Source organism: Pantoea sp. CFSAN033090, assembly GCF_001264395.1.
GTDB lineage: Bacteria > Pseudomonadota > Gammaproteobacteria > Enterobacterales > Enterobacteriaceae > Pantoea > Pantoea agglomerans.
Genome location: NZ_LGYX01000006.1, coordinates 20,229 through 43,025 on the forward strand (window position 1 = coordinate 20,229; position 22,797 = coordinate 43,025).

Sequence of the window (22,797 nt, forward strand, 5' to 3'; positions counted from 1 at the left end):
TGCGGCTGCAGCCTGTACTGGCACCTGCTGCATGCGAAAACGATTACAGCCTTTTTAGCCGGCATGCGTGCTATCCGTCGCGTCAGCGACGGATAATCAGTGCACCGCGCACCGCGCCGGTCATGCTGCTGTATTTCATCTGTCGCGTCTGAGAGGCTGAGCAGCAGTTACCCGGTTAACGGCAGGCTTCTGCCAGCGCGGGGCTCTCCCGGGTCAAAGGCAGTGTGCCTTCTGGTAAAACGTAATTATGTCAGTCAGGGGCGTTTCGGTTACAGCTCAGTCAGGAAGCCGGCAGAGATATTCAGGACCACGCTCTGACGTACCCATCACCTCAAATCCGCGGCGTTTAAGCATTCTGTTCATCTGAGATGATGCCGGATATCCGGGCGCTATTCAGGTCATTAAAAACAGCTTATCAGCAATATAAATACCGCGTAAACAGCGTGCCAGTGGCGGTGAAAGGCCAGGCTTATGGCCGTATATTAATGAGGGCTTCTCTCAGGCGCCGCCTGTCGGGCGAATAACGCACCTGCCATTCCGGAGTCATTTCCTGAACACTGCCTGTCCTGTATTCCCACAGGGAGCAGGAGAGCTGCGCAATCTCAAAAAGACGTTACCTTTCAGGCAGTCTTTTGTCACACAGGCCCTGACTGAGACCGTTCAGCAGATCAATGGCCTCTGCCGTATGGCGTTCGTAATCAGTGTAAATATTTTCGCCGTAAAGAGGCAAAAGCGGATGGGAGTCGGGCACCATGATTTCCCTTTTTTCATAACAATCATGCTGAAGATAGCAGAGTAGCGCTCAGGCATGGGTACCCGTTCCGCAGGGAAGATAACCCGTCCACGCCTGAGGGGCCGCACAACTCAGTCTGCCGTTTCTTGTAAGTGAGTAAACTAAAGTGGCACGCTTGTGCCCGCTATCCATGCCGGAAATTACACAGATGACAGGTTTACTTTCTCCCGCAGTAAGGGATATCTGCCGGTGTACGTCGCAGACGCTGTGAACATCTTTCCACTCTTCGCGAGTGCGCCAGGGGGAATAACCGGCTACGGACATCGATTACCAAAAAAGATTACGTCACCTGACGCCTGTCAGGCATCAGCCAGTGCGTCTGCGGTTATCCAATCCTCAACCCCTGTATATATTCAGGCGCCTCCACAGCAGGCGGAGCCGGTTACAGCCCCCGCTGGTCTCCTGCCCGGCTCAGGGCAAAGACATTTTCTATCAGATAAATCATGCATTTTTCTCAATGCCCTTTTTCAGAAATGCTTGTCAGAGCGGCTCTCTTTTTCTGAAGGGAACGGAATGGGGGTGCGTGTCAGACCCTTTATTCCCGGGGGGATGCGCGCATTTCAGCATTGCCGGGTGTATTTTCAGAGCGACGCTGTAGGCAGGGCTGGCACTGAGGAGTAAAATCCCCCTTTTTAACCGGAGCGGACGCTATGAAAAACGTGGTACTGAGCATGCTGGCTAAAATTTCACATATTGATGCCGGCATGAAACAGCTGACAGCGCGCGTTGAGGCACAGTCGCTGCTGATCAGCGCGCTTGTTCTGGCGGTAAGCCGGGAGGGCGGCGTAACGGAGATGATCGAAAGCGCTAACAAAGCCATCAATACCGTGATTGACTCCGCAGAGGCCGACGAACTGCTTAAATCCGATGCGGCCATTCTGTTAAGCGAGCTGCAGGCCCTGCTGAGCATTTCCGCGGCGGTCGATGGTGCGGATGAAGAAATCAATCATGAAGCGCTTGATAAATTGACCGGCGTGACGTCTCTGGAGGAGCGATAACGTTCAGTGCGGCCGTCTCCGGACGTTAAGCCTGCCTGCGGAGCCGGTACAGAGGCGTCCTGTCTTTTTTCTGAAGAGCGCGGGCATACCCGCCTTTCTTTTACCGGCTCCGGCACACCTCTGCGTGACGTGCTGCGCTGGCCGGGAAAACTCAGGCTGTTCACATGAACGTCACTGCGCCGCGCTTAAAATACAAGAAAACCCGCCATCTTGACGGGTGAACCAGTAAAAAAGTTCAGAATAACTCGTCGTGCCCCACTCATCAGAAACAGGCACACTGTCATTCTGATACAAAAAAGCGGATACGCAAGCGAACCGGCAGGGCGGGGCATGAGGCACCATTAATGAACCGGTTGCGGACCTCATCAGACAGCGCTATTGCAGGCAAAAAAAACCCGCCAGCGGCGGGGAAATTCGTTACCGGAAATATCCCGATACCAGTATGACTTCAGAAAAATAATTAAGTTCATCATAAGGTTAGTAACGCATCCTGATAGTCAGGGTCAGTAACCGGTTAGGCGGGCCCTGTACCAGGCAGTCACACGCCGGCCTCCCGCATTGTTCCCCTCCCGCCCGGCAGAACCCGCCTGAGCAGGCATCGCCGCCTTTCCGCAGATGCCGGATGCCATGTGGCTGCCTGCCGGGCAGCGCACAAATTTCCGGTTGAACATACCGTGGCAGAGGCTACCATTGATGACAGAGTTCTCCGGCAGATACCGGCACGGCCGGCTTCTGCCCTGACTGAAACCAGGAATGCGGTGCAACGTAATGTACAGAACAGAAGATGAAAAACGGGCCGACACGAAGCTCGGTGAGGCAGTGCTTTTTTTACTCAGAGAGGGGGCGACGGTTAATGAGGCAACGCTGCTTCTCCGGCTGCAGCAGATGCTGATGACGGAAAAGGATGCCGGCTGCAGAAGGGCAACCTTTTTCGCCATCCGGGAGGCTGAAGCAGCATTCATCAGGCAGAAACAGAACAGTGCCGCCGGCCGCATCCTGAACCGGTCAGATGACCCGGAACAGGCTGTCGCAGCTGTCCCGGGCGCAGCGTTCAGGCACTGATTCACCGGTCATCCGGCTGTGTGTCAGCCGGTGGCCCGCTGAGTCCGCATCATCCTTCCGTGTCACCGGCGACAAGGCGGATAGCCCGGCCGTAAAGCTTTTTACGGCCGTCCACTGACCGTGCCTCTTCCTGCTTCAGGAGAGCCAGTATCTCCTGCACGCTCACTTTTTTTCCTGACTTCAGCAGGACTGAGACGGCATGTCCTACTACTGACTGAATGCTTTCGATATTATCCTGACTGTCGCTACCCAATTCAGACTCCTGACGCATATGTATCCTGCTGTATATCACCGGGAACGACGTCATTCAGCAACCCGGCGTGGTTATGATGCCTCCCGCACACGGCGGGAAGCGGTATTATGCCCGGGCGCGCACCAGCCTTTCCCGCAGCGCGGCGACCCGCTCAGTCAGCTCAGTCAGCTCATCACAGGCCGTATCCATCACCGACACCATATCCGCCGGCACGCCGGCGGCCGCTATCTTCAGCTGACGGCCCTGCTCCGTCAGGAAGACCAGCACGCGCCGTTCATCCTGCTGCGTGTCGCGCTGCCGGCAGATAACACCGGTCTGCTCCAGCCGTTTCAGGAGCTGGCTGAGCGTGCCGGAGTCCAGCCGGACGCGCGCGCCGAGCCCGGAGACCGTCAGGCCATCCTTTTCCCACAGCACCAGCAGCACCAGGTACTGCGGATAGGTCAGCCCCAGCGGCTTCAGCCGGGGCTGATAGAGTTTCGTCATGGCAAGGGACGCCGAGTAAAGCGCAAAGCACAGAAACTGATCAATGGTTTCAGGTGCCGCTTCGGCAGGAACCGCATTACGGTTTACTGGTGTTTTATCTTTCATATCATCGCATCTTCCGGGCGGGACCGCTTTTTTTCCTGCAGTGCGGACTGCAGCGGTCCTGCGCCCCGTTAAGGGCGCACAGTATTGAGTCAGATTAAATTGATGTCAATGTGAACCGGCCGGTTCAGCGTGCGGCGGCTGTGCAGCGCAGAAAATTATTCATCACCATAATCATCCGGCCCACCGCCATCAGGTCGGCGGTCAGCAGCAGGTCCGTGCGGACCAGCCGGTCCATCAGAACCCGGTCGTTCATCTGCTCCTGAATCCTCGCGTACAGGGCCGTCAGGTGCACCCAGTTGTTGGCAAAGGTGTCCACGCTCAGGTATTCCCCCTCGCTGAGCTGCCGTAACAGCGTGTCCACATCGGCTTTAAGAGAAGTAATACGGTCCGTGCCGGCGAAAACAGCCTCACTGTGGTACGTCATACGCGGAAGGTCTCCACCATGCCGCGCAGGGCGCGGGCCTGCTCGGACAGCGACTGCGATGCCGAAGAGGACTCCTCCACCAGGGCAGCGTTATTCTGCGTCACCCCGTCCATCTGACTGACGGCGATGCTGACCTGGGAGATGCCCTGCATCTGCTCGCCGGAGGAAAGTGAAAGGCTGTCCATGGCGTCTGCCAGTTCACCCACCATGCCGACTATTCTCAGGATACTCTCTCCTGTACCGGCAGCCGCAGCCACGCCGCCTTCCACCTGGGACACGGCCTGTTCAATCAGCAGCTTGATGTCACGGGCGGCGCTGGCGCTGCGCTGGGCGAGTGACCTGACCTCCCCCGCCACGACGGCAAACCCCCGACCCTCTTCCCCGGCGCGTGCGGCTTCCACGGCCGCATTGAGCGCCAGAATGTTGGTCTGAAACGCAATGCCCTCAATGACCGAGGTGATATCCCGGACCCGGACCGCACTCAGCGAAATCTCATTCATGGTCTCCGACATGCGCTGCACGTCTGCCTCACCGGCGCGGGCCAGTGTGGCCGTCTCGCGCGCTGTGCCCGCGGTCTGATGTGCGCCGGCCGCGTTGCTTTTTACCGTGGCGGTCAGCTGCTCCATGCTGGCTGCAGTTTCCTGCAGGGCGGCGGCCTGCTGCTCGGTGCGCGAGGAGAGCTCGGTATTCCCCTGCGAAATCTCGTCGGCGGCCAGCGCCACCGAGGCGGACGCGTCCTTAATCTGCGACACCAGTCCGCGCAGGTTTGCCTGCATGCCGTCCAGCGAGGCAAGCAGGCTGGCGGTGTCGCCGCGGCGCAGCGTGACCGGCGAGGTCAGGTCGCCGGCGGCGATGGCGGCTGCCAGCGCGCGGGCCTCGGCGGGTTCACCGCCCAGCTGGCGCATCAGCATGCGGACGAGCAGATAACAGGTTGCCACCGACAGCAGAACGGACAGCAGGGCCAGGCCCGACAGGATAACGGCCGTCCGGGAGGTGCGGGCGCTGTTTTCAGACACCGTATCGCGGCTCAGCTGCATCTCAATGTCCGTCAGATCGTCCAGGGCGTTCAGCAGGATCCTCTGCGCCGGGCGGGCGGTGCTCATCAGAAAGGCGGTCGCCTCCTGCTGATGGTTATCCAGCCCCAGCTTTCCGGCCGTCATCAGCGTGGAAAGCGCGGCCCCCTCCGTTGACAGCGTCCGCTCCAGCGCGGCCTTCCCCTGCGCGGAAACGTTGACGGACATGCTTTGTGCCAGCAGCTCACGCTTCTGAATATAAATATCGCGCTGGGCAGTCAGGCGCTGCCACTCCGGCTGCATCTGCGCCGGGTCGGACAGCAGGGCCAGGTTGCGCACGGCAATCGCCATGTCACGCACGCCGTTCCGCATGTCCACCACCAGTGCAAAGCGCTTCATCTTCACGTCGACGGTGTCGTTCATCCCCTCCCGGGCCTGCCACAGGGCGTGAACGGCAATGCCCGTGCACAGGATAAAAAGCAGAATAAGCAGGCCAAAGCCTGCGCTGAGGCGCGTTGAAATCTTCATCAGTTCTCCGGGAAATATTTGTTTGATGAAAGAATATCGGCAGAAAGCGCGGATCCAGCAGGGCTGATCTCAACTGAATTGAACACAATACATTGTGCGGCAGAAGATTTGCTGCCGCACAGGACGATAAGAGGCTGCAGCCAGTGACAGACACCACGGGATGGTCTGGCTGTTCAGACAGAGCAGCAGCATTGCTTCAGATCCTTCCGGCGGGCGGTGCCAGTATTGCCGTAGTGGACGGTCCGGGCGGTTTCCGGCGTTAAGCCTTCGGGGATGGCATCGTGCATGCTGACAAGTCATTCATATCAGCGAGCATTTTCTGTTACAGGTACGTTTTCCTGCATAAAAAAACCGCCATGAAGGCGGTTCAAAGAGGAACTTACTGACCGTTGATTTTATTATAATCCGGTGGAGCCACCGGCAGACCTTAATGAAGGGTAAAAAAGATGAGCACAATAACAAGCGTAAGCGGTAAAAAACTGATTTTTTGCGATCCGAACCGGATTTTTTACCATACCTTTTAACCCCGAACCCTGCCATGCCTGCATTGTACTGATAAAAAAGCTTCATTTCCGGGCAACGCATTGCGCGGTCTGGATGTTCCGTAAAATGGACAGAATGGCGTCTGCCGTGCATGGCTGAATCAGATGCAGTCGGCCTGAGCCGTTAACTCTTTTCGCTTACCGTGCAGCGCGGGGAGGATCCTCTTTATCTGTCTGATACCGACCCGCTCTCATAAAATCAAACGGCCGGTACGATAAAAATGTCCGCAGTTCTTCACGGGCCGATCGCTGATTTATACCGCAATAAGCCGGCATCACTTTATTAATTATTTTTCATGATATTAATCCGCGAATTTTACGTCACAGCAGAACATTCTCAGGTTAAATTGCATTAAGCAGAAGGATTTGCGTCAGGCCGGTGCATCTGTACCGGCACCGCGTAATTCTTCCGCCGGACACATAAATGTCGCGCTGTTCTGCCTTTTGGCCGGCGCCGTCTGCGTTACACTCTGATGACAACTCAATCCGGGCCCATCACGCCATGCTGCTGAAAAAATTCCGCCTTCGCTCGCTGCTCATCTCGTTATCCGTGGGCGGGGTGATCATGACCGCCTGCCTGCTGCTCGGGTCGCTGCTGATTTTTCAGAAGACCAACATCGAGGACAGCCTGCTTGAGAGCAACATTGCCTACGCGCGTAAGCTTGCCGACACAACCGATCGTTATCTCGGCACGGCACAGCGTGAACTTGCCTGGAGTGCCGCGCAGATCAAGGGCCTGACCGATCCGGCGCAGCTCCGTGCCGAGACTGACCGCCTCCGGCTTCAGTCCGGCTTTTTCAATACGGTGGTGGTGGTTAACCGCGACGCCGTTATCGCCGCCACCTCGCCGGAAAGCCTGAGCCTGGTGGGCGTGAAGCTGCATTCAGACGCGAGCCGCCAGGCTATCTCTACGCAGAAGCCGTTTATTTCGGCACCCTTTACCTCGGCCTCCGGTAATTACGTCGTTTTTATCTCGCAGCCGCTGTTTACGGCTGACGGCCATTATCTGGGCTACATTGGCGGCACCATTTACCTTAAAAAGCAGAGCATACTGAGCGACATCCTGAGCCTGCATTTTTACACCCGCGGCTTCAGTGTCAGCATCGTCAGCAATGACGGCCTCATCATCTTCAGCCACGATCGGGCCCGGGTGGGAACAAAAATGTTGCTGGACTCCGCGCTGAAGAAGCGGCTGGCCTCGACGGACAGCGGCCGGTTCAGCACGGAATCGCACGGCCAGCAGGTCCTGACGGGCTACGCCAGCCTGCACAAAACGGACTGGAACATTTTTATTGCCGGGACCTCTGAAACGGTCCGGGATATTCTGGTGCGCACCGCAGAAAACGCGGTGTGGTTCCTGATGGGAATTATTGTCCTGACGGTAGCCGTGGTGACCCTGCTGGCCGGATGTATCGCCTCTCCCCTGGAGAGGCTGGCCGGCATGGTGCGAAATGAGGGCAGTGACGCGTCGCTGGCCCCGGTACAGGCCTGGTATTATGAAGCCGACCGCCTGAAGCAGGCCGTGCAAGAGTACCGCCATGTTATGGCAGGCCGGATGGCAACGCTCAGCGACGAGGCCATGACCGATCCGCTGACCGGGCTCAGCAACCGCCGTGGTTTTACCCTGCAGGCAGACAGGAGCACCGGTGACGCCGGGCAGTGCGTGATTGCGATAGATATCGACCACTTTAAAAAAATTAACGACTGGTACGGGCACGATGCAGGTGATGCGGTACTGGTGAGTCTGGCCGGGCTGCTGAAGGAGGCCTGCCGGACCGGGGACGTGGTCAGCCGCTTCGGCGGCGAGGAGTTTATTCTCCTGCTGCCGCAGACGTCATTAGAGGATGCGGCCCGGATGGCGGAGCGCATCCGCGCACTTGTCAGCACCACGACATTCCCGTTCGTTGGGGCCATGACCGTATCGGCCGGGGTCGCCGCGCTGGCAGACAGCGGCGGGAACCGGGATGGAATGCTGCGGCGGGCGGACGAAGCGCTGTATGAGGCTAAGGGTGCAGGACGCGACGCGGTGATTGTTGCAGAGCCGGAGGGGTTCAGACGCCACATGACGCCTGTCTGATGGCGGGCGCGGTCAGCACTGGCCGCGCAGCCTCCAGGACAGCCACTCGTCAAGTTCCGCCTCCGGCAGGGGGCGGGAATAGAAAAATCCCTGCGCCTGGTCGCAGCCGTACTCCGTGAGCGCACTGACCGTGGCCGCATCCTCAACGCCTTCAGCCAGCACCGTATAGTCCAGGTCCTTCAGCATGGCAATGATGCTGCGCGCGATGATGCGAGAGGCGGGGTCGGAGGATATTTCGCTGATGAGTGAGCGGTCCAGCTTGATGACGTCCAGCGGCATGCGCCGCAGGTAGCTGATGTTGCTGTAGCCTGTGCCGAAGTCGTCGAGCGAGATCCCGAATCCGCGCAGCTTCAGCATCTCCAGTCCGCGCATCGCCGCCGGGTTTTCAATAATACGCTCGGTTTCCAGGCACTCAATGCCCAGCAGCGAAGGGGGGAGTCTGGCTTTGATCATTTTCACCTCAAGCGCATCGGCAAAATCCTCGCGTGCAAAATCCCGGCTGCTGACGTTCACCGTTACGGGAAGCTGAATACCGCTGTTGCGCAGACGCGTCAGGCGGCCGATGGCGTGGTCCGTGACCCAGGCCGTCAGTTCGCTGAGCAGCGAGGTCTGCTCTGCCAGTGGCATAAACAGGGCGGGAGAGAGCTCGCCCCGCACCGGATGGCGCCAGCGGACCAGCGCCTCCAGTCCCACGGGGCGGCCACTGTGAAAACAGATTTTAGGCTGATAGGCGAGCCACAGCCCTGAGTTTTCCCGCAGCGCGGCGGCCAGGTCGTTAATCAGCGTAAAGTCCCGGGTATGGCGCGCGTCGCAGTCCAGGCTGAAGCGCATGGCGGGCACGCCCCGTCCGATGGCCTCGTGCAGCGCGCTGACCGCGCGGCGCAGCGCTTCCTGTGCCGTGATGCTGCCCGTGACAAAGGTGATTTCACCGGCGTAGGTGCTGAGCGCCACGGCAATGCCGTCGCCGAGATCGGCGCTTATCCCCTCCATACGTCCCGCGATCCAGTCCGCGCTCATATGGCTGTCTTCACGCGTCAGGATGGCAAATCGTCCGGTGGCAACGGTATAGAGCAGCTCGCCGGGCGCCGGGCGCAGTCGCAGCGGCAGCAGCGTGGCCACGTCTTTCAGAAGACTTTCTACCGGCCCCATGCCCATAGAGCGGGCGAGTTCGTAGGCGCGCGGCATGTCGATACAGTCAATCAGCACCAGGCGGCGGGAGGAGGGATCGCCGGATGCGGCCAGATACTGCAGGTCGCGGATGAGGCGCTGACGGTTGGGCAGGCCGGTGACCGGGTCGGCAAACCCGGCGGAGTGCCAGGCCTCCAGAAATGACATCACCAGCGCGGCCAGCAGCTTCAGGGTGGTGAGCTGATCGGCACTGAACGGGTGCGGCGCGGTGTCGGTGACGCACAGCGTGCCGAGCACGATCCCCTGGCGGTTTTTCAACGGCACGCCGGCATAAAAGCGGATGTAGGGCGCACCGGTGATGAGCGGATGCGTCATGAAGCGGGCGTCCAGCCAGGTGTCGGGCACCACCACCGCGCTGTCGCTGTCCACGGCGTGGCGGCAGAGCGAGTTCTCGCGTGAGGACTGTGTGAGGGCAAAGTTATGGGCGGCCTGCACGTGCTGATGCTCGTCATCAAGCACGGAGATAAAGCTGCCGGGGATGCCGAGAGCCTGGCTCGCCAGACGCACAAACCTGCGCAGCACGTCATCGCGGCTTTCATCGGGCGTGCGCAGTGCTTTCAGCGCCCGCGCGCGGCGATCTTCGTCGCCGGTAAGATTCATTACCATGTGTTCCTCCGCCCCGGCCTGATTCCGGTGCGAAATAAAAAAGAAAAAATGTACAGTACCGGAATGATATCAAAGGTAATTGCTGCGAAAGGAAACATCAGTAACAACTTTCTTATGGCGCTCATAATAGGCACAACCTGGTCCGATGTCAGCTTTATTTTCTTCAGAGAATTATTTCCTGCAGGACGATTCTTTTATTTCATCGCCGGACTGTGTGCTTTTCTTATCACTCCTGCCAGACTCTCATTCAATAAATGCAGTACGTAAATTAACAACGCACGCAATTAAAATAAACGATAACGACACTTATTATTTCATAAAAATAACAGCACCAGGGAAAGCCTTATGCAGCTACTCAGGCACTTAACCATTCGTCGCGTCGTGATCTGGATAATGATCCTCTCACTGGCCGTGGTGGCACTGGCCGGCAGCTACGGTGCGATGACGCTGCGCGAGATGTACCGTCATGCCGACCGCGCCGACGCACTGATGCAGCAGCTGACGTTTCTGACCCGCGCGGGCCTCGTTATGCAGGACGGGACCGTGGCCGATAAGGCCGCCCTGCTGACCGCCGTCCCGTCTGTTATGGCGTGGGGCGGCTATCGCGCGGCGCTGTCATCACCTGAGCGCTATCCGGCCGCGGCCCGCGAGCGGCTTGAGAACCTGACGCTGCAACTGGCGGCCGACAACGCGCCTGTTCTGGCTGCCGTCACCGGCTTGAAGTTATCCTCATCACGGCGCAGCTGGCATTCTGCGACCGCTATCTGCTGGTACATCTCGTACGCCCGGTGGCAAAAATCCGCACGCACCTGAAGACCATTGCGGACGGTGATCTCACGTGCGAGCCGGAAGACCAGGGCCGTAACTGCGTCGGGCTGCTCGTACCCCTGGTCAGGGATATGCAGAACAGTCTGCTGGATGCGGTATCGGCCATCCGCGACAATGCTGTTACCCTGCACCGCCAGGCCGCCGGGAACGCTGACCTGTCCGACCGGACCGCCACCCAGGTGCTGCACTGGAGCAGACCGCGGCCAGCATGGAAGAGATTACCGCCACCGTCAGCCATAACGCACAACACGCCCGCGAGGCACGGGAGGCACGGGAGCTGGCGGGACGCAGCGGGGCGCGGATCTGGTGCAAACAGTGGCTGACGCCATGAGCGGCATAGCAGAAGGCTCAGAGAAAACTCGTCAGTTTACCACGACCATTAATGGCATTGCCTTCCAGACCAATATCCTGGCGCTGAACGCCGCCGTCGAAGCTGCACGCGCCGGTGAGCAGGGCCGCGGCTTTGCCGTTGTGGCCGCCGAAGTGCGCTCGTTGGCGCAGCGCAGCCGCGTCGAAAGAGATTGAAGGACTGATTGCCGACACCGTGTCACGCGTCAGCGACGGGCGTCTGGCTGCCGGCAGTGCCAGTGCCACCATGGACGAGGTGCTGCGCGGCGTCGGCGGGGTCAATGAACTGATCGGCCAGATAGCCCTGGCCCCGGCAGAGCAAAGAGATCACGCAGCAGAACGCCACGCTGGTACAGCAGGTCACCGCCACCGCGGGGAGCCTGAACGGGCAGACAACCCGCTGTCACCCGCTTTATGCTGCCGTCTCTGGCAGATGGCTTCCGCATGGCCGCGCCACAGGTTCGCCCGCATCAGATGAATCCTCCGGCGGCCGCGTCACCTGAAGGCAACTGGGTGGCATTCGTTAATTAGCGCGGCAGCTGATTTTTCTGAAGCCTCGCTCGGGCGCGACCGGTTTGCGGGCCTGCTTACCTTACACCCCGGGTGGTCCCGGGGTGTGTCAGCTCAGGATTCCGGAACCTGGTCTGCCACGGTTCCCGGATATAAGTCCGGCTGAGGTCAGCAGGCCCACGCTACTGAATATAATCGTGGTTATTCATCAGGTTATTCTTTATTCATTTTCAGGTCACTGCCACATCATAAACAGGGTCCCGGAATACTCCGGCGAATATTCAGAAAGAAAGGGCCGGAATAACCTCCGGATAAGCGTTTCGTCAAAAAAGGAAAATCACCGGGGACAGAGAATAACGCTGTCGTGGAGAGTAAATAATGCGACGCGACGGGATGATTTATTTATACCGGCCAGCAGTTTATCAGTGAAGGAAGAGAGGCGCGTACACTGCATTGATGAATGAAAGTTAAGATAATATAATGATAAGACTGTCATCCGTCGCGTCCGTCGCGTTATGTTCCATCCTGCCGGCGCATTCCGGCCCGCTTCTCTTAAGGAATATTCTCTGGGAAATCAGCACTTATACAGCCCGGTAGTGGTCCGTCCCGACGTCCGGGAGCTCCGGCTTGCCGCCGGTCTTTCGCAGGAAGCCGCCGCGGAGCGGTTTGAGCTCAGCCTGCGCGTCTGGCAGATGAAGGAGGCAGCGAAAAACCCCGCCCCACTGAGCCAGGGAGAGTACGAGCTGCTGCTGCTGCTTGCCGGGCGTCATCCATTCTATACCCTTGTTCAGAAACCCAAAAAGTAGCCGGTTCTTTCCTGCCGCCCCTGAAGTGCAGACTCAGCATACCGAAAAAAGGATGGAGGCATGTGCTGAAAATAGTTTGGTGCTGTACGGCGTGCGTACTCTGCGACTGAAGAAGCCCACTGAGCGGGCTGCAGCATTTTTGTGCGTTGCATACCTGCAGAGACGATCCGCTTCCGGGAATGACCCTGACGTGACCGTTTCGTGATGCCGCCATAGCAGGGGAACTTCTGTTTCCGGCCTCAGGGGCGGCGGGAGCTGTTCACGGCCCTCTCGTCCCTCAGCGGGCAGCAGAGATTTCTGCGGCCGCGTCTGATTGAATGTGTCCCCTTTTTACTGTGTTATGCCGGCCATAGCTCATTTCAACTGAGGGGACAGACTCTGAAAAGCCCGATATCAGACCATGAGGCCGCCCGCCTCGCGGCGCTGGCACCGTATCAGCAGCCGGGCGCGCTTCCGGAAAACGCACTCGACCGTCTTACTACCCTCGCCGCCCGCCTTTTCCGGGTCCCCACGGCATTTGTTTCGCTGATTGACGGCCAGCGGCAGTTTTTCCCGTCCCGCTACGGGCTGAATATCACCGGTACTGCACGGCACGCGGCTTTCTGCGATCATACGCTGGCGCAGGAGGAAATCCTGTGTGTGTCCGATACTTTTGACGATCCGCGCTTTCGCAACAGCCCGCTGGTACACGGATATCCCCACATCCGCTTTTACGCAGGGATCCCGCTGACCACCCCGGACGGCCACCGCATCGGGACCGTGTGCCTGTCAGACACGCAGCCCCGCCCGCCGCTGACGGATGCTGACCGTCAGCACCTGGCTGACATCGCCGCGCTGGTGATGGACCGGATGGAGGTCCACCGGATCGGACAGTTGCGCCACGTCAGCCAGCAGCGGCTCGAGTCTATCTCAGCCACCTCTCCGGACGCCATTATCTGCACCGACCTGCGCCGGGGTATCATTTTCTGGAACCCGGCCGCCACCGCGATGTTCGGTTACAGCGCCCGGGAGATGACGGGCCAGTATGTGGCCGGGCTTATCCCCGAGCGCTGCCAGGCCGATTACCGCAACGAGCTTGACCGTCTCACCGGCGAAGAGGCGGTGATGTCACAGCCCCGTACGTTACAGATATGGGGGCTCAGGCGTGACGGCAGCGAGTTTCCGGCAGACGTGTCGTTCTCGGGCTGGCAGGAGGATGGCGAACGTCTGGCAGGAATGATCATTCGCGACGTCACGGCCCGGTATGAGAGCGAGGCCCGCCTCTGTGAACTCGCCTCCCTCGATATGCTGACGCGGCTGGCCAGCCGCGGTGCGTTTATGCAGCAACTGGGTCAGCTGACGGAGGCTGGTGTGCCTTACACCCTGCTGATGACAGATCTGGATGGTTTCAAGGAGGTGAATGATACACTCGGGCACGCCGCCGGCGACGCACTGCTGTGCCATGTGGCAGAGCAGATCCGTCAGGTTTGCACGGACGCGATCACCGCCGCGCGGCTTGGCGGGGACGAATTTATTATTCTGCTGCCGGGCGGAAGTACCGGTGCCGGCCTGACGGCTGAGCAGCTGATTGCCGCCGTGCAGACGCCTTTCAGCTATCATGGTTCCCCGGTGCTGGTCGGTGCCAGCACCGGCGTTGCCGCCTACCCGGAGCACGGTGAGGACGCGTCGTCCGTGATGTCGGCGGCGGACCTGGCGCTCTATCGGGCCAAGGCCTCGGGCAAGGGCTGCAGCGTCATGTTCAGGCCAGAATTTCTGGATGCGGAGCAGCGGCGGCGGCGTTTTGAGCGAGAGCTGGAAGCTGCGGTGCGTCAGCAGCAGTTCATCCTGTACTACCAGCCGCGCTATGACGCCGGCAACGGGCGCCTGCTCGGCTGCGAGGCGCTGGTGCGCTGGCAGCATCCTTCGCGTGGCCTTCTGCTGCCCTCAGAGTTTATGGATATGCTGGTAAAGAGCCCGCTGTCAGTCACGCTCGGCGACTGGATCATCCGCACTGCGCTGTTGCAGGCCCGCCAGTGGCAGATCCTCTGCCCGCAGCTGCGCATCAGCATTAATCTTTTTCCGCGTCAGCTGGCCGGCAATGGCCTGGAAAGCGTGCTTGACGAGTCGGCAGGAGGAGACGCCGCCTTTGTGGACCTCGAAGTGGACGAGCCGTTGCTGACGGGACTCATCCAGGACTCACCAGCACAGTTTGCGGCTATCCGGCACACGGGAGCCGCGTTTATTATTGATCACTACGGACGGACGCTGGGTGCCATCAGGCTGCTGCAGCACGGCTTCGTCAGCGGCTTCAAGATTGACAAGTCACTGACCCTGGAGCTGGGTACCAGCAGCCGTGTCCGGGTGATGTTCCATGCTATCGCGACACTGGGGAAAAGCCTCGGGCTTAGCGTGGCGGCAGAGGGGATAGAAAACACGGCACAGCGGATGTTTGTAACATCCGCCCGGTGCGACATTATGCAGGGGAACGCACTGTGCAGGCCCCTCACGGCGGCAGCATTTGAAGCACTGCTCATTGCAGAAGACGACAGTATGACGCTCAGGGACATCTGATGACGCCGCTCAGCCTGTGCGCTGTTTAACTTAATGATGAGCAGCACCACCCGGATGCCGGATCTCCCTTATTATTTTGTCTGAGTATCCTTTTTACCCTTTTACGTTGCCTGCAGGCCGGGCACTGCGTTGGGCGGACGTATGGCCAGTGCGTGGCAGAGAGTTGCAGGTGATTCAGTTCAGGAAGTGTCGGCGAAGTCAGCAACATAAAAAATGGCTTTCGTGAGAAAGTCATAAGCACGATCACTCGCCGTATCGTTTCTATATACTCTGAACAGGCGCGCATTATTTATCGCCTTACTGTGATGATTTATCTGGTCAGAGAGACAGTTTGCAGAAAACATTTAAGGATGAGACAGACAATTATTACCGGCTATCTGAGAAAACTGATCTGGAAATGAGGTTGTGAGCGTCAGAAGCATCAATTCTGAACGCCACTGCCATGATCAGAATTCGAACATGATCAGAATTCGAAACGAAAATGTTGCATTCCACATAAATGGAGATATGTCCGAGAGAATGATGGCCATTCTGGGAGAAATAGCTCTGGGACAGGAAATCTATTCGATAGACGAAAGTTTTCTTGATGTCAGTGGCATCGCGGCTTACATGCCGCTTGCAGATTTTGGGCAACAAATGCGCAACAGGATTACAAAAGAGATCGGTCTGACGATCGGCGTAGTATTCGGTCCTTCCAAGACACTGGCCAAGCTGGCCAATTTTGCCGCCAAAAAATGGACCCGAACGAATAGCATTGTGGATCTCTCAAGCTAGGAACGACAGCGAAAACTGCTGTGACCTGCTCCCCGTTGATTAATACACCGCGATGTTAGTAATGTCTTCATAAGCCACATGAGGACATCCCCATGAAGAAGCGTTTTTCCGACGAAATGATCATCAGTATTCTTCGCGAGGCTGAAGCCGGTGTTTCTGCCCGTGAACTATGCCGTAAGCACGCCATTTCTGACGCCACCTTTTATACCTGGCGCAAGAAGTATGGCGGTATGGAGGTGCCCGAGGTTAAGCACCTGAAGTTGCTTGAGGAAGAGAACGCCCGCCTCAAGAAGCTGCTTGCAGAAGCCATGCTGGATAAGGAGGCGCTTCAGGTGGCCCTTGGCCGAAAGTTCTGACGACAGACCAGAAGCGGGAAACCGTGGAAGTCATGTGTAAGGCCGCAGGTCTGTCGCAACGTCGAGCCTGCAGGCTGGCAGGTTTGCCCCTGTCGACTTGCCGTCTCTACGCATCACTGAGCTGGCACTTGAACGTCGCCAGTTTGGTTACCGGCGCATCTGGCAGTTATTGCGTCGGGAGGGATTTCACGTCAACCACAAGCGGGTTTACCGCATCTATCACCTTAACGGTCTGAGCGTAAAACGCAGGCGACGCCGTAAGGGTCTGGCGACTGAGCGGCTTCCGCTGCTCCGCCCGGATGCGCCGAACCTGACATGGTCGATGGATTTCGTCATGGGTGCGCTGGCTACTGGTCGCAGGATTAAGTGTCTGACCTGCGTGGATGATTTCACGAAGGAGTGCCTGACGATCACCGCTGCTTTTGGTATTTCAGGCATTCAGGTCGTGCGTATTCTGGACGGCATAGCGCTGTTTCGTGGCTATCCGGCAACGATAAGAACCGATCAGGGCCCGGAGTTTACCTACCGTGCGCTCGATCAATGGGCCTTTGAACATGGTGTTGAGTTGCGCTTAATCCAGCCGGGCAAGCCAACGCAGAACGGATTTATTGAGAGTTTCAATGGACGTTTCCGGGATGAATGCCTGAATGAGCACTGGTTCAGCGATATTCTACATGCCCGGAAAATCATTAATGACTGGCGGCAGGACTATAACGAGTCCAGACCGCATTCATCGCTGAATTACCAGACGCCGTCTGAATTTGCAGCATGCTGGCGAAACGGGAAACAAGAAGAAAAACCAACCGACATTACTAACTGAAGGTTGTATCTAATACTGGGGGCAGGTCAGCAGGTCAACTGCATGCTGCTCACGTCTTTTTCTCCTGATTCAGAAGATCCGAAAAAGACGAGAACCGGATCTTTCCTCCCCGGTGGCGGTTTTCTGCGCAGGTCACTATATGTAGTGGTTCCGTCAGCCGCTCAGGCTACCAGATGTAGGGTTATGGCTGTGGAGGACCTCTGACAAAGCGGGCTTTGCCCCGCCCCGACGCCGTGCTACCCTTCCGGTTACTGCCATATCGGGAAAAAGTCGGATCATGCCGGTAAGGGCATGCGGTAATTGCGGAAGGAAACAGTTTCAGTTGTTAATAAAGCGGAATTTCCATCAATGCATCCTGATTGACTCATAATGAATACACTGATAAATAATTGCCTTTATTTTGACGCGCGCTGTCCTTTTCGTTCAGCCTGTTGTCATTGCCTGCAAAAAGAAGAAAGGTTGAGTCATGGCGAAAATTCAGGCCCGTAATGTGGACGACGCGCTTTATGAGTGCATCGAGCAGTCAGCAATGAAAAACGAACGATCGCTGGAAGGCGAAATACGGACTGCCCTGCGGGAGTATTATCAGCCTGTGGTCAGTGAAGGACCTATGATGTCAGAACGGGAACGCTGGCAGCGCGAAACGGGCAAGCGACTCAGGTGGCTGTTTGACCGGCTGATGGCGGACAATTATTTTCGGGATTATGCCGGAGGAAGGACGCTGGATACCTTAGACCTGGTCCGGCTCGGCAGACAGCTTAATACATCCCCCGGGCTCCTGATGGATATCATGGACGGGCTGCAGGAGCTTACGTTTGAGCTTGCGGACGCGATGGCTGAAAAATTTGGCTCCTCCGCTGAATGGTTGCTGGGAGAAAGCGGGCAACCCTTTCCGTTTGTTGACATTGGCTCTGTGGGGTATCGGGAGTTTTTCTTTCCTGCCGAAAGTAAAAGCGATTACACGTTTGAGTTTCTGAGAATAGCCGGCGGTATGCACGATGGCACCCTGCTCATATTACGTCAGGATGTGCAGACAAAACGGATCACGCCCGGCGTCATCAATGATTTTCATCTGAGCAGCGGTATGGGGAGCGGCGGATACGGGAATATGAAAAGATTCCTCCTGCTTCTCAAAACAGAAGGTGCCCGGCGGTCCATCAATACTTTTGACTGGACGCCCGAGCACCCGAATTTTGGATTCTCGACTGTCATAGGCCAGCATCATCACGTTTATTTTCAGGACTCGCCTCACCGTTCATCTGCCCGCTGGCTGCAGCAGGTTTTTAACGGTGAAGATCCGGGCGACTGGTTCAGCACCGGATGGTCGTCCGTTCTCAGGGAAATCGGTGAGACGCCCTTCGGCGATGACAGCAAAGTGGCAGGCGGGGTGGTTTCAGAGTGAATTCAGCCGTAATAAGGGATTTGATGTGCGGGTTACTTTGTTCTGGACTGATACCAGCGGCTGGAGCGGCAACGAATGAGGAAATGAGCCGTCTTGATGAGGCCTATCCGCCCGGGAGTGTGGTGATCTGCCGCCAGGATCTGCCAGGAGACGGTATGGTGCGCCTGCCGACCCGGCTGGAGATCCGGGAAACTGTTATCAGCCGGAAGGCTGACCTGACCACAGGACGGGGTGTCGCCACCTGGATAACGCATGGCAGCACCGCACCCGGTCTGACGCTCACGTATATGTTCAAGCAAAGGAAAAACGGGTCGGGTTATTATTCACGAATCGATCCTGCCAGTATGGCCGTCTCAATGCCCGCTGTCGGGCCGGAAGGGGAAAAAACCGTTCTTGAGGGTTTTCGCCGGCGTCTGCCTGCAGGTGAAGAATTTGCTCCCTTCAGCCAGACAGAAATTACGGATTTCCCTTCCTATGTGGTCCGGAAACCTGACGAGCCGCCGAGTTACTGCTATAAAGAAAAGCAGGAATGACCATGACACCACTCTCCCTTTATCCGCAGGCATCTGTCTCACAGTTGCCGGTTGCCATAGACTATCCGGCCGCGCTGGCGCTGCGCCAGATGGCCGCGCAGCATGATGAATACCCGCAGTACCTGCTGGCTCCGGAGGTGAGCGCCCTTCTCCACTACGTGCCGGATCTGCACCGCAAGATGCTGTTCACCACGCTCTGGAACACCGGCGCGCGCATTAACGAGGCGCTGGCGCTGACCCGGGGGGATTTCAGTCTGGCACTGCCCTACCCTTACGTGCAGCTGGCCACGCTGAAGCAGCGCGGTGAAAAGGCGGCACGCGGCCCCGGCAGGGCGCCGTCAGGTGTGGTCCCTCACCGGCTGGTTCCGCTTTCCGATCCGCAGTATGTGGCCCAGCTGGAGATGATGGTCGCCACGCTGAAAATTCCGCTTGAGCGCCGCAACCCGGAGACAGGCCGGACCGAGAAGGTCAGGCTCTGGACGATAACCGACAGGACGGTGCGTACCTGGCTGAACGAGGCCGTCGACGTTGCTGAAGGTGATGGTGTTACGTTCTCAGTGCCGGTGACGCCGCATACTTTCCGACACAGCTACGCCATGCACATGCTCTATGCGGGGATACCGCTGAAGGCATTGCAGAGCCTGATGGGGCACAAAAGCATGAAGTCCACAGAGGTCTACACGAAGGTGTTTGCGCTGGATGTAGCGGCCCGGCACCGGGTGCAGTTTCATATGGCCGGCACGGATGCGGTGGCCATGCTTAAAAAAATATGATGCTATCAACTGCAGGTAAGCGGCGGTTTCCCAGTGATAGATGTACCGGCTTGAGGCTTAGGTATAGTTCGTGCATAAAATAACAACTTAAATGCGTATGTATGTGTATATGCTTGTGTATATACACATTCGACTTTTCCGGATTTAGAGTGCTAAGCCAGTTCAGCTCTACTTAACTTCTCACGCATACTATGCGGCGAATGCCTTTTTAAAACTGAGGTTATTTAGATGGCAAACCTCTAAAAGCATCCTCCCAGTAAGGGTCTCTCTCCGGGTCATTCACTATCTTACTCATCCAGGTTTCAGATCGATTCCATCTTTCAGCCACTTCCTTTAACGTCCAGTTTCTTTCTCTAAGCAAATTTTTGATATCAGATACGTTTAGCTTGGCTCCCACCCAGTTACGCAAAAGATTCTCATCAACCGTAAAATCGAGACCTTGATACTTTTCTTCAAGCGATTTTTGAGTTGTTGAAAACCAGGTGGGTTCGCCATTACCCTCAAATTTGATGATGGTATAGCGGTGGCCTTGATTAAGGCTAATTTCAGGGTGGTAATACTCAATCCAGACCGAATTATTATTTATGTAGTCAAATACCCATGCATCAAATTCACGACTTTTGCGCTGCGCAGATTTAAAGAGATCACTGAAATTTTTTTTGTTCGATACCTTAAACGCACCGTCTTGCATCAGTGCATTTATCGCCGAGATACGTACGCTCTCTGCTGCGTTTGTGATGGAAGTATTATGGTAGTTCAGCAGTTGAGCGCAGGTGAAAACAATCTTGCCCTGAGCAATCTGCACTCGCAGATAACAGTAGCCGTGATCGTTCCAGAAAGCCTGAAAGCGCAAAGGGTGATAAATTTTGTCAAATCCTTCGGTTAGAGTGAATCTGATTCTCATCTTCTTTCCTCGTCGTTAAGTTGTAATAATGTGAACTATGCAATATCTTTAGTCAACTTAAGCGGCTAAAAAATAATTTTTTTGTTATATGGTTGTATATATCTTTGTATATACATTTTTTTTCTTCATTTATTAGTTTATATACATAGCTGCATATACTTATGTATATACATTGACAGTGGTTTGACAATCTGTATTATGTCTATACTTTTGTATATACATGGTGGTGTGGAATGAAGAAGCCTTACATAATTTCTTTTGCAAACAGTAAAGGTGGCGTGGCTAAAACAACGAGTTGCATTGCTGTCGGTTGCGCACTGGCTGCCGCAGGCTACAGAACTTTACTGGTTGATCTGGACCATCAGGGTAATCTGAGTGATGACGTTGGTCGTGGTGATGAAGACTTCACAATCACCGATCTGTTTGAAGACCCTAAGTTCGATACCAATAAACTCGTTTATACCGCCCTCGATGGGGAAACCGTCATTCCTAACCTGGAGGTTATCCCCGCCGATATAACCCTTGCTGTTGAGGCGCGCAGCGCCGAACGTTTTCGTCACCGGCTTAATATTCTGGATGAAGGTCTGGCAAGGCTCAAAACCGTTTACGACTTTATCCTGATTGACCTGCGGCCAGCCATCGATCTCAGTATCGAAAACGCGCTGCTGATAACAGATAAAATTGTTGTGCCGGTAGACATGGATCGCAGAGCGGTAAAGGGCATTGATGACCTTTTTCAGGTTGTCCGTGAAGTAAGGCGTAATGACGATTTTGTATATACACTTGTAAAGACAAAAGTTAACGAATCTCACTCTAAAATGAAAAAAGCCATTGATGGGTACATCAGTGAAGCGGGCTATAAAGTTGCGAATACTGAAATACGCCAGAGTGAGCTATTCAAACAGGCTACTGAGGTGCATCGTCCTGTTATGATGTTCGCCAGAAATGAACGTCCTTACCGGGATTACAAAGCCTTCACGCAGGAGTTGCTGCAGCAGATTGAGGAGGCCGAAGGTGGCAAGAAGTGATCGTATAACGAAAGGGGTTACGCGCGTTACTGAACGTAGAAATATCACCACCGGTAAGCAGATGAACCTTCGCCTTACTGGTCTGGATGACGATGCGCTATCCATTCTTGTTGAAAGAATACAGGAAAGGCTGCCTAACAAAAACATCACGCGGTCGCGTGTAGTCCGGGCCGCCTGCTATATAGAAGATGATAAGTTGATCGATAAGCTGGCTCAGCTTCTCGTTGAAAATACCTGATTTGTATATACATAATACAACCCTAATGTATATACTTGTGAGTATGCATTTGTATATACATAATTAAAGAGTAATGTCTATACATTTGTATAGGCATTATTGTATTGATGGGTTATGGAGAAGCTAATGATTCTTAGGTGTTTGTATATATACTTGTATATACACTAACGCGTTGTAAGCAGCCCTGCAGCTGAATGTCAGATTAATTTTGCGACCGGTAATTCTTTCCAGTTCGTCGTCCATGCTTTACTCAGCATCTCCCGCTTCATCTTCCAGTCAGGGTCGATGCCTTTACCCGCAAAGCCAATACTGTAGCGGCCTGATCGGTTCATTGAATCCATCAGGCTCATCAGAGCGTCGCTGCCGGCACGCGGCGCTTCGGCGTCAAACAGGTTCAGCTGTGCTACACCGTTCGGCCGCAGCTCGCTCAGCATGATGCCGGCCTTCGCATAGCGATAGCCCGGGCGCCAGATCGTGTCCAGGGATTTCACCGCCGCCTCGATGATATTGCGCGTGTCCTGCGTACCAACACGCAGTTTTACGAAGGCTGTGTTGCCGTAACCAGGCTGCCCGGTATCGAAAGGGGAGGTGCGGATAAAAACGGAGATGTGGTGGCAGTACTGCTTACCCGCCCCATGCGAACAGAAGAATCAGCGACAGGAAAGCAAACAGTGAGCGCCATGCGACCATAGCCCATGTGTTCATATCGATCATTCTCACGAAAAATCCCGCTGAGCTCCACAGGATGGCCGAAAAGCACACCATAATCAGTCCCAGAGTGTGCCTGCTGACGGTCTTAATAAGTGGCATTTTTTATCCCTGCCTGTGTTAGTCTTATAAAAAAGTAGAACGGTC

21 protein-coding genes and 1 pseudogene are annotated in these 22,797 nt (G+C 56.2%); 15 read left to right on the forward strand and 7 right to left on the reverse strand.

Translation table 11 applies throughout. From position 1 onward, the window contains the following. Positions 1–1,443: 1,443 nt before the first annotated feature. Positions 1,444–1,791: an anti-adapter protein IraP gene (gene iraP, locus AFL22_RS06445; RefSeq protein ID WP_052270996.1), complete on the forward strand. Its 348-nt coding sequence runs from the start codon at positions 1,444–1,446 to the stop codon at positions 1,789–1,791. A 768-nt stretch (positions 1,792–2,559) separates the two neighbouring features. After that, positions 2,560–2,853, forward strand: a complete 294-nt coding sequence (locus tag AFL22_RS06450; protein WP_052270997.1) for a hypothetical protein — start codon at positions 2,560–2,562, stop codon at positions 2,851–2,853. A gap of 49 nt (positions 2,854–2,902) precedes the next feature. Here AFL22_RS06450 and AFL22_RS06455 read toward each other — a convergent pair whose 3' ends face one another. The 4 genes from AFL22_RS06455 to AFL22_RS06470 all read right to left on the reverse strand — a co-directional run bounded on the left by AFL22_RS06455 (position 2,903) and on the right by AFL22_RS06470 (position 5,659). After that, on the reverse strand, positions 2,903–3,124 hold the full coding sequence (locus AFL22_RS06455; protein WP_052270998.1) for a hypothetical protein: 222 nt from the start codon (positions 3,122–3,124) through the stop codon (positions 2,903–2,905). 87 nt (positions 3,125–3,211) lie between these two features. Continuing rightward, entirely contained in the window at positions 3,212–3,694 is a 483-nt protein-coding gene (locus tag AFL22_RS06460; RefSeq protein WP_052270999.1) for a MarR family transcriptional regulator, read from the reverse strand. Positions 3,695–3,818: 124 nt separating this feature from the next. After that, the gene (locus tag AFL22_RS06465) at positions 3,819–4,118 is read right to left on the reverse strand and encodes a hypothetical protein (RefSeq protein WP_052271000.1); all 300 of its coding nucleotides are present in this window, start codon (positions 4,116–4,118) and stop codon (positions 3,819–3,821) included. Further along, the gene (locus AFL22_RS06470; protein WP_052271001.1) at positions 4,115–5,659 is read right to left on the reverse strand and encodes a methyl-accepting chemotaxis protein; all 1,545 of its coding nucleotides are present in this window, start codon (positions 5,657–5,659) and stop codon (positions 4,115–4,117) included. Before AFL22_RS06470 ends, AFL22_RS06465 begins: the two co-directional genes overlap by 4 nt. A 1,044-nt stretch (positions 5,660–6,703) precedes the next feature. Between AFL22_RS06470 and AFL22_RS06475 the strand changes: the two genes are divergently transcribed. Beyond that, positions 6,704–8,278 carry a sensor domain-containing diguanylate cyclase gene (locus AFL22_RS06475; protein WP_052271084.1) on the forward strand — a complete coding sequence of 525 codons (1,575 nt, stop codon included), beginning with the start codon at positions 6,704–6,706 and terminating at the stop codon, positions 8,276–8,278. Positions 8,279–8,290: 12 nt separating this feature from the next. Here AFL22_RS06475 and AFL22_RS06480 read toward each other — a convergent pair whose 3' ends face one another. Continuing rightward, positions 8,291–10,072, reverse strand: a complete 1,782-nt coding sequence (locus tag AFL22_RS06480; RefSeq protein WP_052271002.1) for a sensor domain-containing phosphodiesterase — start codon at positions 10,070–10,072, stop codon at positions 8,291–8,293. A 345-nt stretch (positions 10,073–10,417) separates the two neighbouring features. Between AFL22_RS06480 and AFL22_RS23950 the strand changes: the two genes are divergently transcribed. The 10 genes and pseudogenes from AFL22_RS23950 to AFL22_RS06525 all read left to right on the forward strand — a co-directional run bounded on the left by AFL22_RS23950 (position 10,418) and on the right by AFL22_RS06525 (position 19,772). Beyond that, on the forward strand, positions 10,418–10,885 hold the full coding sequence (locus AFL22_RS23950) for a hypothetical protein (protein WP_197276781.1): 468 nt from the start codon (positions 10,418–10,420) through the stop codon (positions 10,883–10,885). A gap of 223 nt (positions 10,886–11,108) precedes the next feature. Continuing rightward, positions 11,109–11,231, forward strand: a complete 123-nt coding sequence (locus tag AFL22_RS24635) for a hypothetical protein (protein ID WP_257026687.1) — start codon at positions 11,109–11,111, stop codon at positions 11,229–11,231. Further along, positions 11,216–11,425: a methyl-accepting chemotaxis protein gene (locus tag AFL22_RS24230; protein WP_277814004.1), complete on the forward strand. Its 210-nt coding sequence runs from the start codon at positions 11,216–11,218 to the stop codon at positions 11,423–11,425. The genes AFL22_RS24635 and AFL22_RS24230 overlap by 16 nt, the downstream gene beginning before the upstream one ends. 899 nt (positions 11,426–12,324) lie before the next feature. Beyond that, positions 12,325–12,564 (forward strand): hypothetical protein, encoded by a 240-nt coding sequence (locus AFL22_RS24405; RefSeq protein WP_052271087.1) that lies wholly within the window; start codon positions 12,325–12,327, stop codon positions 12,562–12,564. A 423-nt stretch (positions 12,565–12,987) separates the two neighbouring features. Further along, positions 12,988–15,114 (forward strand): EAL domain-containing protein, encoded by a 2,127-nt coding sequence (locus AFL22_RS06495; RefSeq protein WP_082239137.1) that lies wholly within the window; start codon positions 12,988–12,990, stop codon positions 15,112–15,114. A 459-nt stretch (positions 15,115–15,573) separates the two neighbouring features. Further along, positions 15,574–15,888, forward strand: coding sequence for a hypothetical protein (locus AFL22_RS06500; protein WP_052271004.1), 315 nt, complete (start codon positions 15,574–15,576; stop codon positions 15,886–15,888). 92 nt (positions 15,889–15,980) lie between these two features. Next, positions 15,981–17,064 (forward strand): annotated as a pseudogene (locus AFL22_RS06510) (IS3 family transposase). 466 nt (positions 17,065–17,530) lie between these two features. Continuing rightward, on the forward strand, positions 17,531–18,466 hold the full coding sequence (locus AFL22_RS06515) for a hypothetical protein (RefSeq protein ID WP_052271006.1): 936 nt from the start codon (positions 17,531–17,533) through the stop codon (positions 18,464–18,466). An 83-nt stretch (positions 18,467–18,549) separates the two neighbouring features. Beyond that, positions 18,550–18,999: a hypothetical protein gene (locus tag AFL22_RS06520; RefSeq protein ID WP_052271007.1), complete on the forward strand. Its 450-nt coding sequence runs from the start codon at positions 18,550–18,552 to the stop codon at positions 18,997–18,999. After that, complete coding sequence (locus tag AFL22_RS06525; protein ID WP_052271008.1) at positions 18,996–19,772, forward strand: site-specific integrase; 777 nt, start codon at positions 18,996–18,998, stop codon at positions 19,770–19,772. The genes AFL22_RS06520 and AFL22_RS06525 overlap by 4 nt, the downstream gene beginning before the upstream one ends. Positions 19,773–19,992: 220 nt before the next feature. Here the strand turns inward: AFL22_RS06525 and AFL22_RS06530 are convergent, their stop codons facing one another. Continuing rightward, positions 19,993–20,676 (reverse strand): hypothetical protein, encoded by a 684-nt coding sequence (locus AFL22_RS06530; RefSeq protein WP_052271009.1) that lies wholly within the window; start codon positions 20,674–20,676, stop codon positions 19,993–19,995. Positions 20,677–20,909: 233 nt separating this feature from the next. On the opposite strand from AFL22_RS06530, the gene AFL22_RS06535 reads away from it, so the two are divergent. Next, on the forward strand, positions 20,910–21,704 hold the full coding sequence (locus tag AFL22_RS06535; RefSeq protein WP_052271010.1) for a ParA family protein: 795 nt from the start codon (positions 20,910–20,912) through the stop codon (positions 21,702–21,704). After that, positions 21,691–21,942 carry a hypothetical protein gene (locus tag AFL22_RS06540; protein ID WP_052271011.1) on the forward strand — a complete coding sequence of 84 codons (252 nt, stop codon included), beginning with the start codon at positions 21,691–21,693 and terminating at the stop codon, positions 21,940–21,942. The genes AFL22_RS06535 and AFL22_RS06540 overlap by 14 nt, the downstream gene beginning before the upstream one ends. Positions 21,943–22,139: 197 nt before the next feature. Here AFL22_RS06540 and AFL22_RS06545 read toward each other — a convergent pair whose 3' ends face one another. Beyond that, positions 22,140–22,550 carry a DUF4113 domain-containing protein gene (locus tag AFL22_RS06545; RefSeq protein WP_082239141.1) on the reverse strand — a complete coding sequence of 137 codons (411 nt, stop codon included), beginning with the start codon at positions 22,548–22,550 and terminating at the stop codon, positions 22,140–22,142. Positions 22,551–22,797 lie beyond the last annotated feature (247 nt).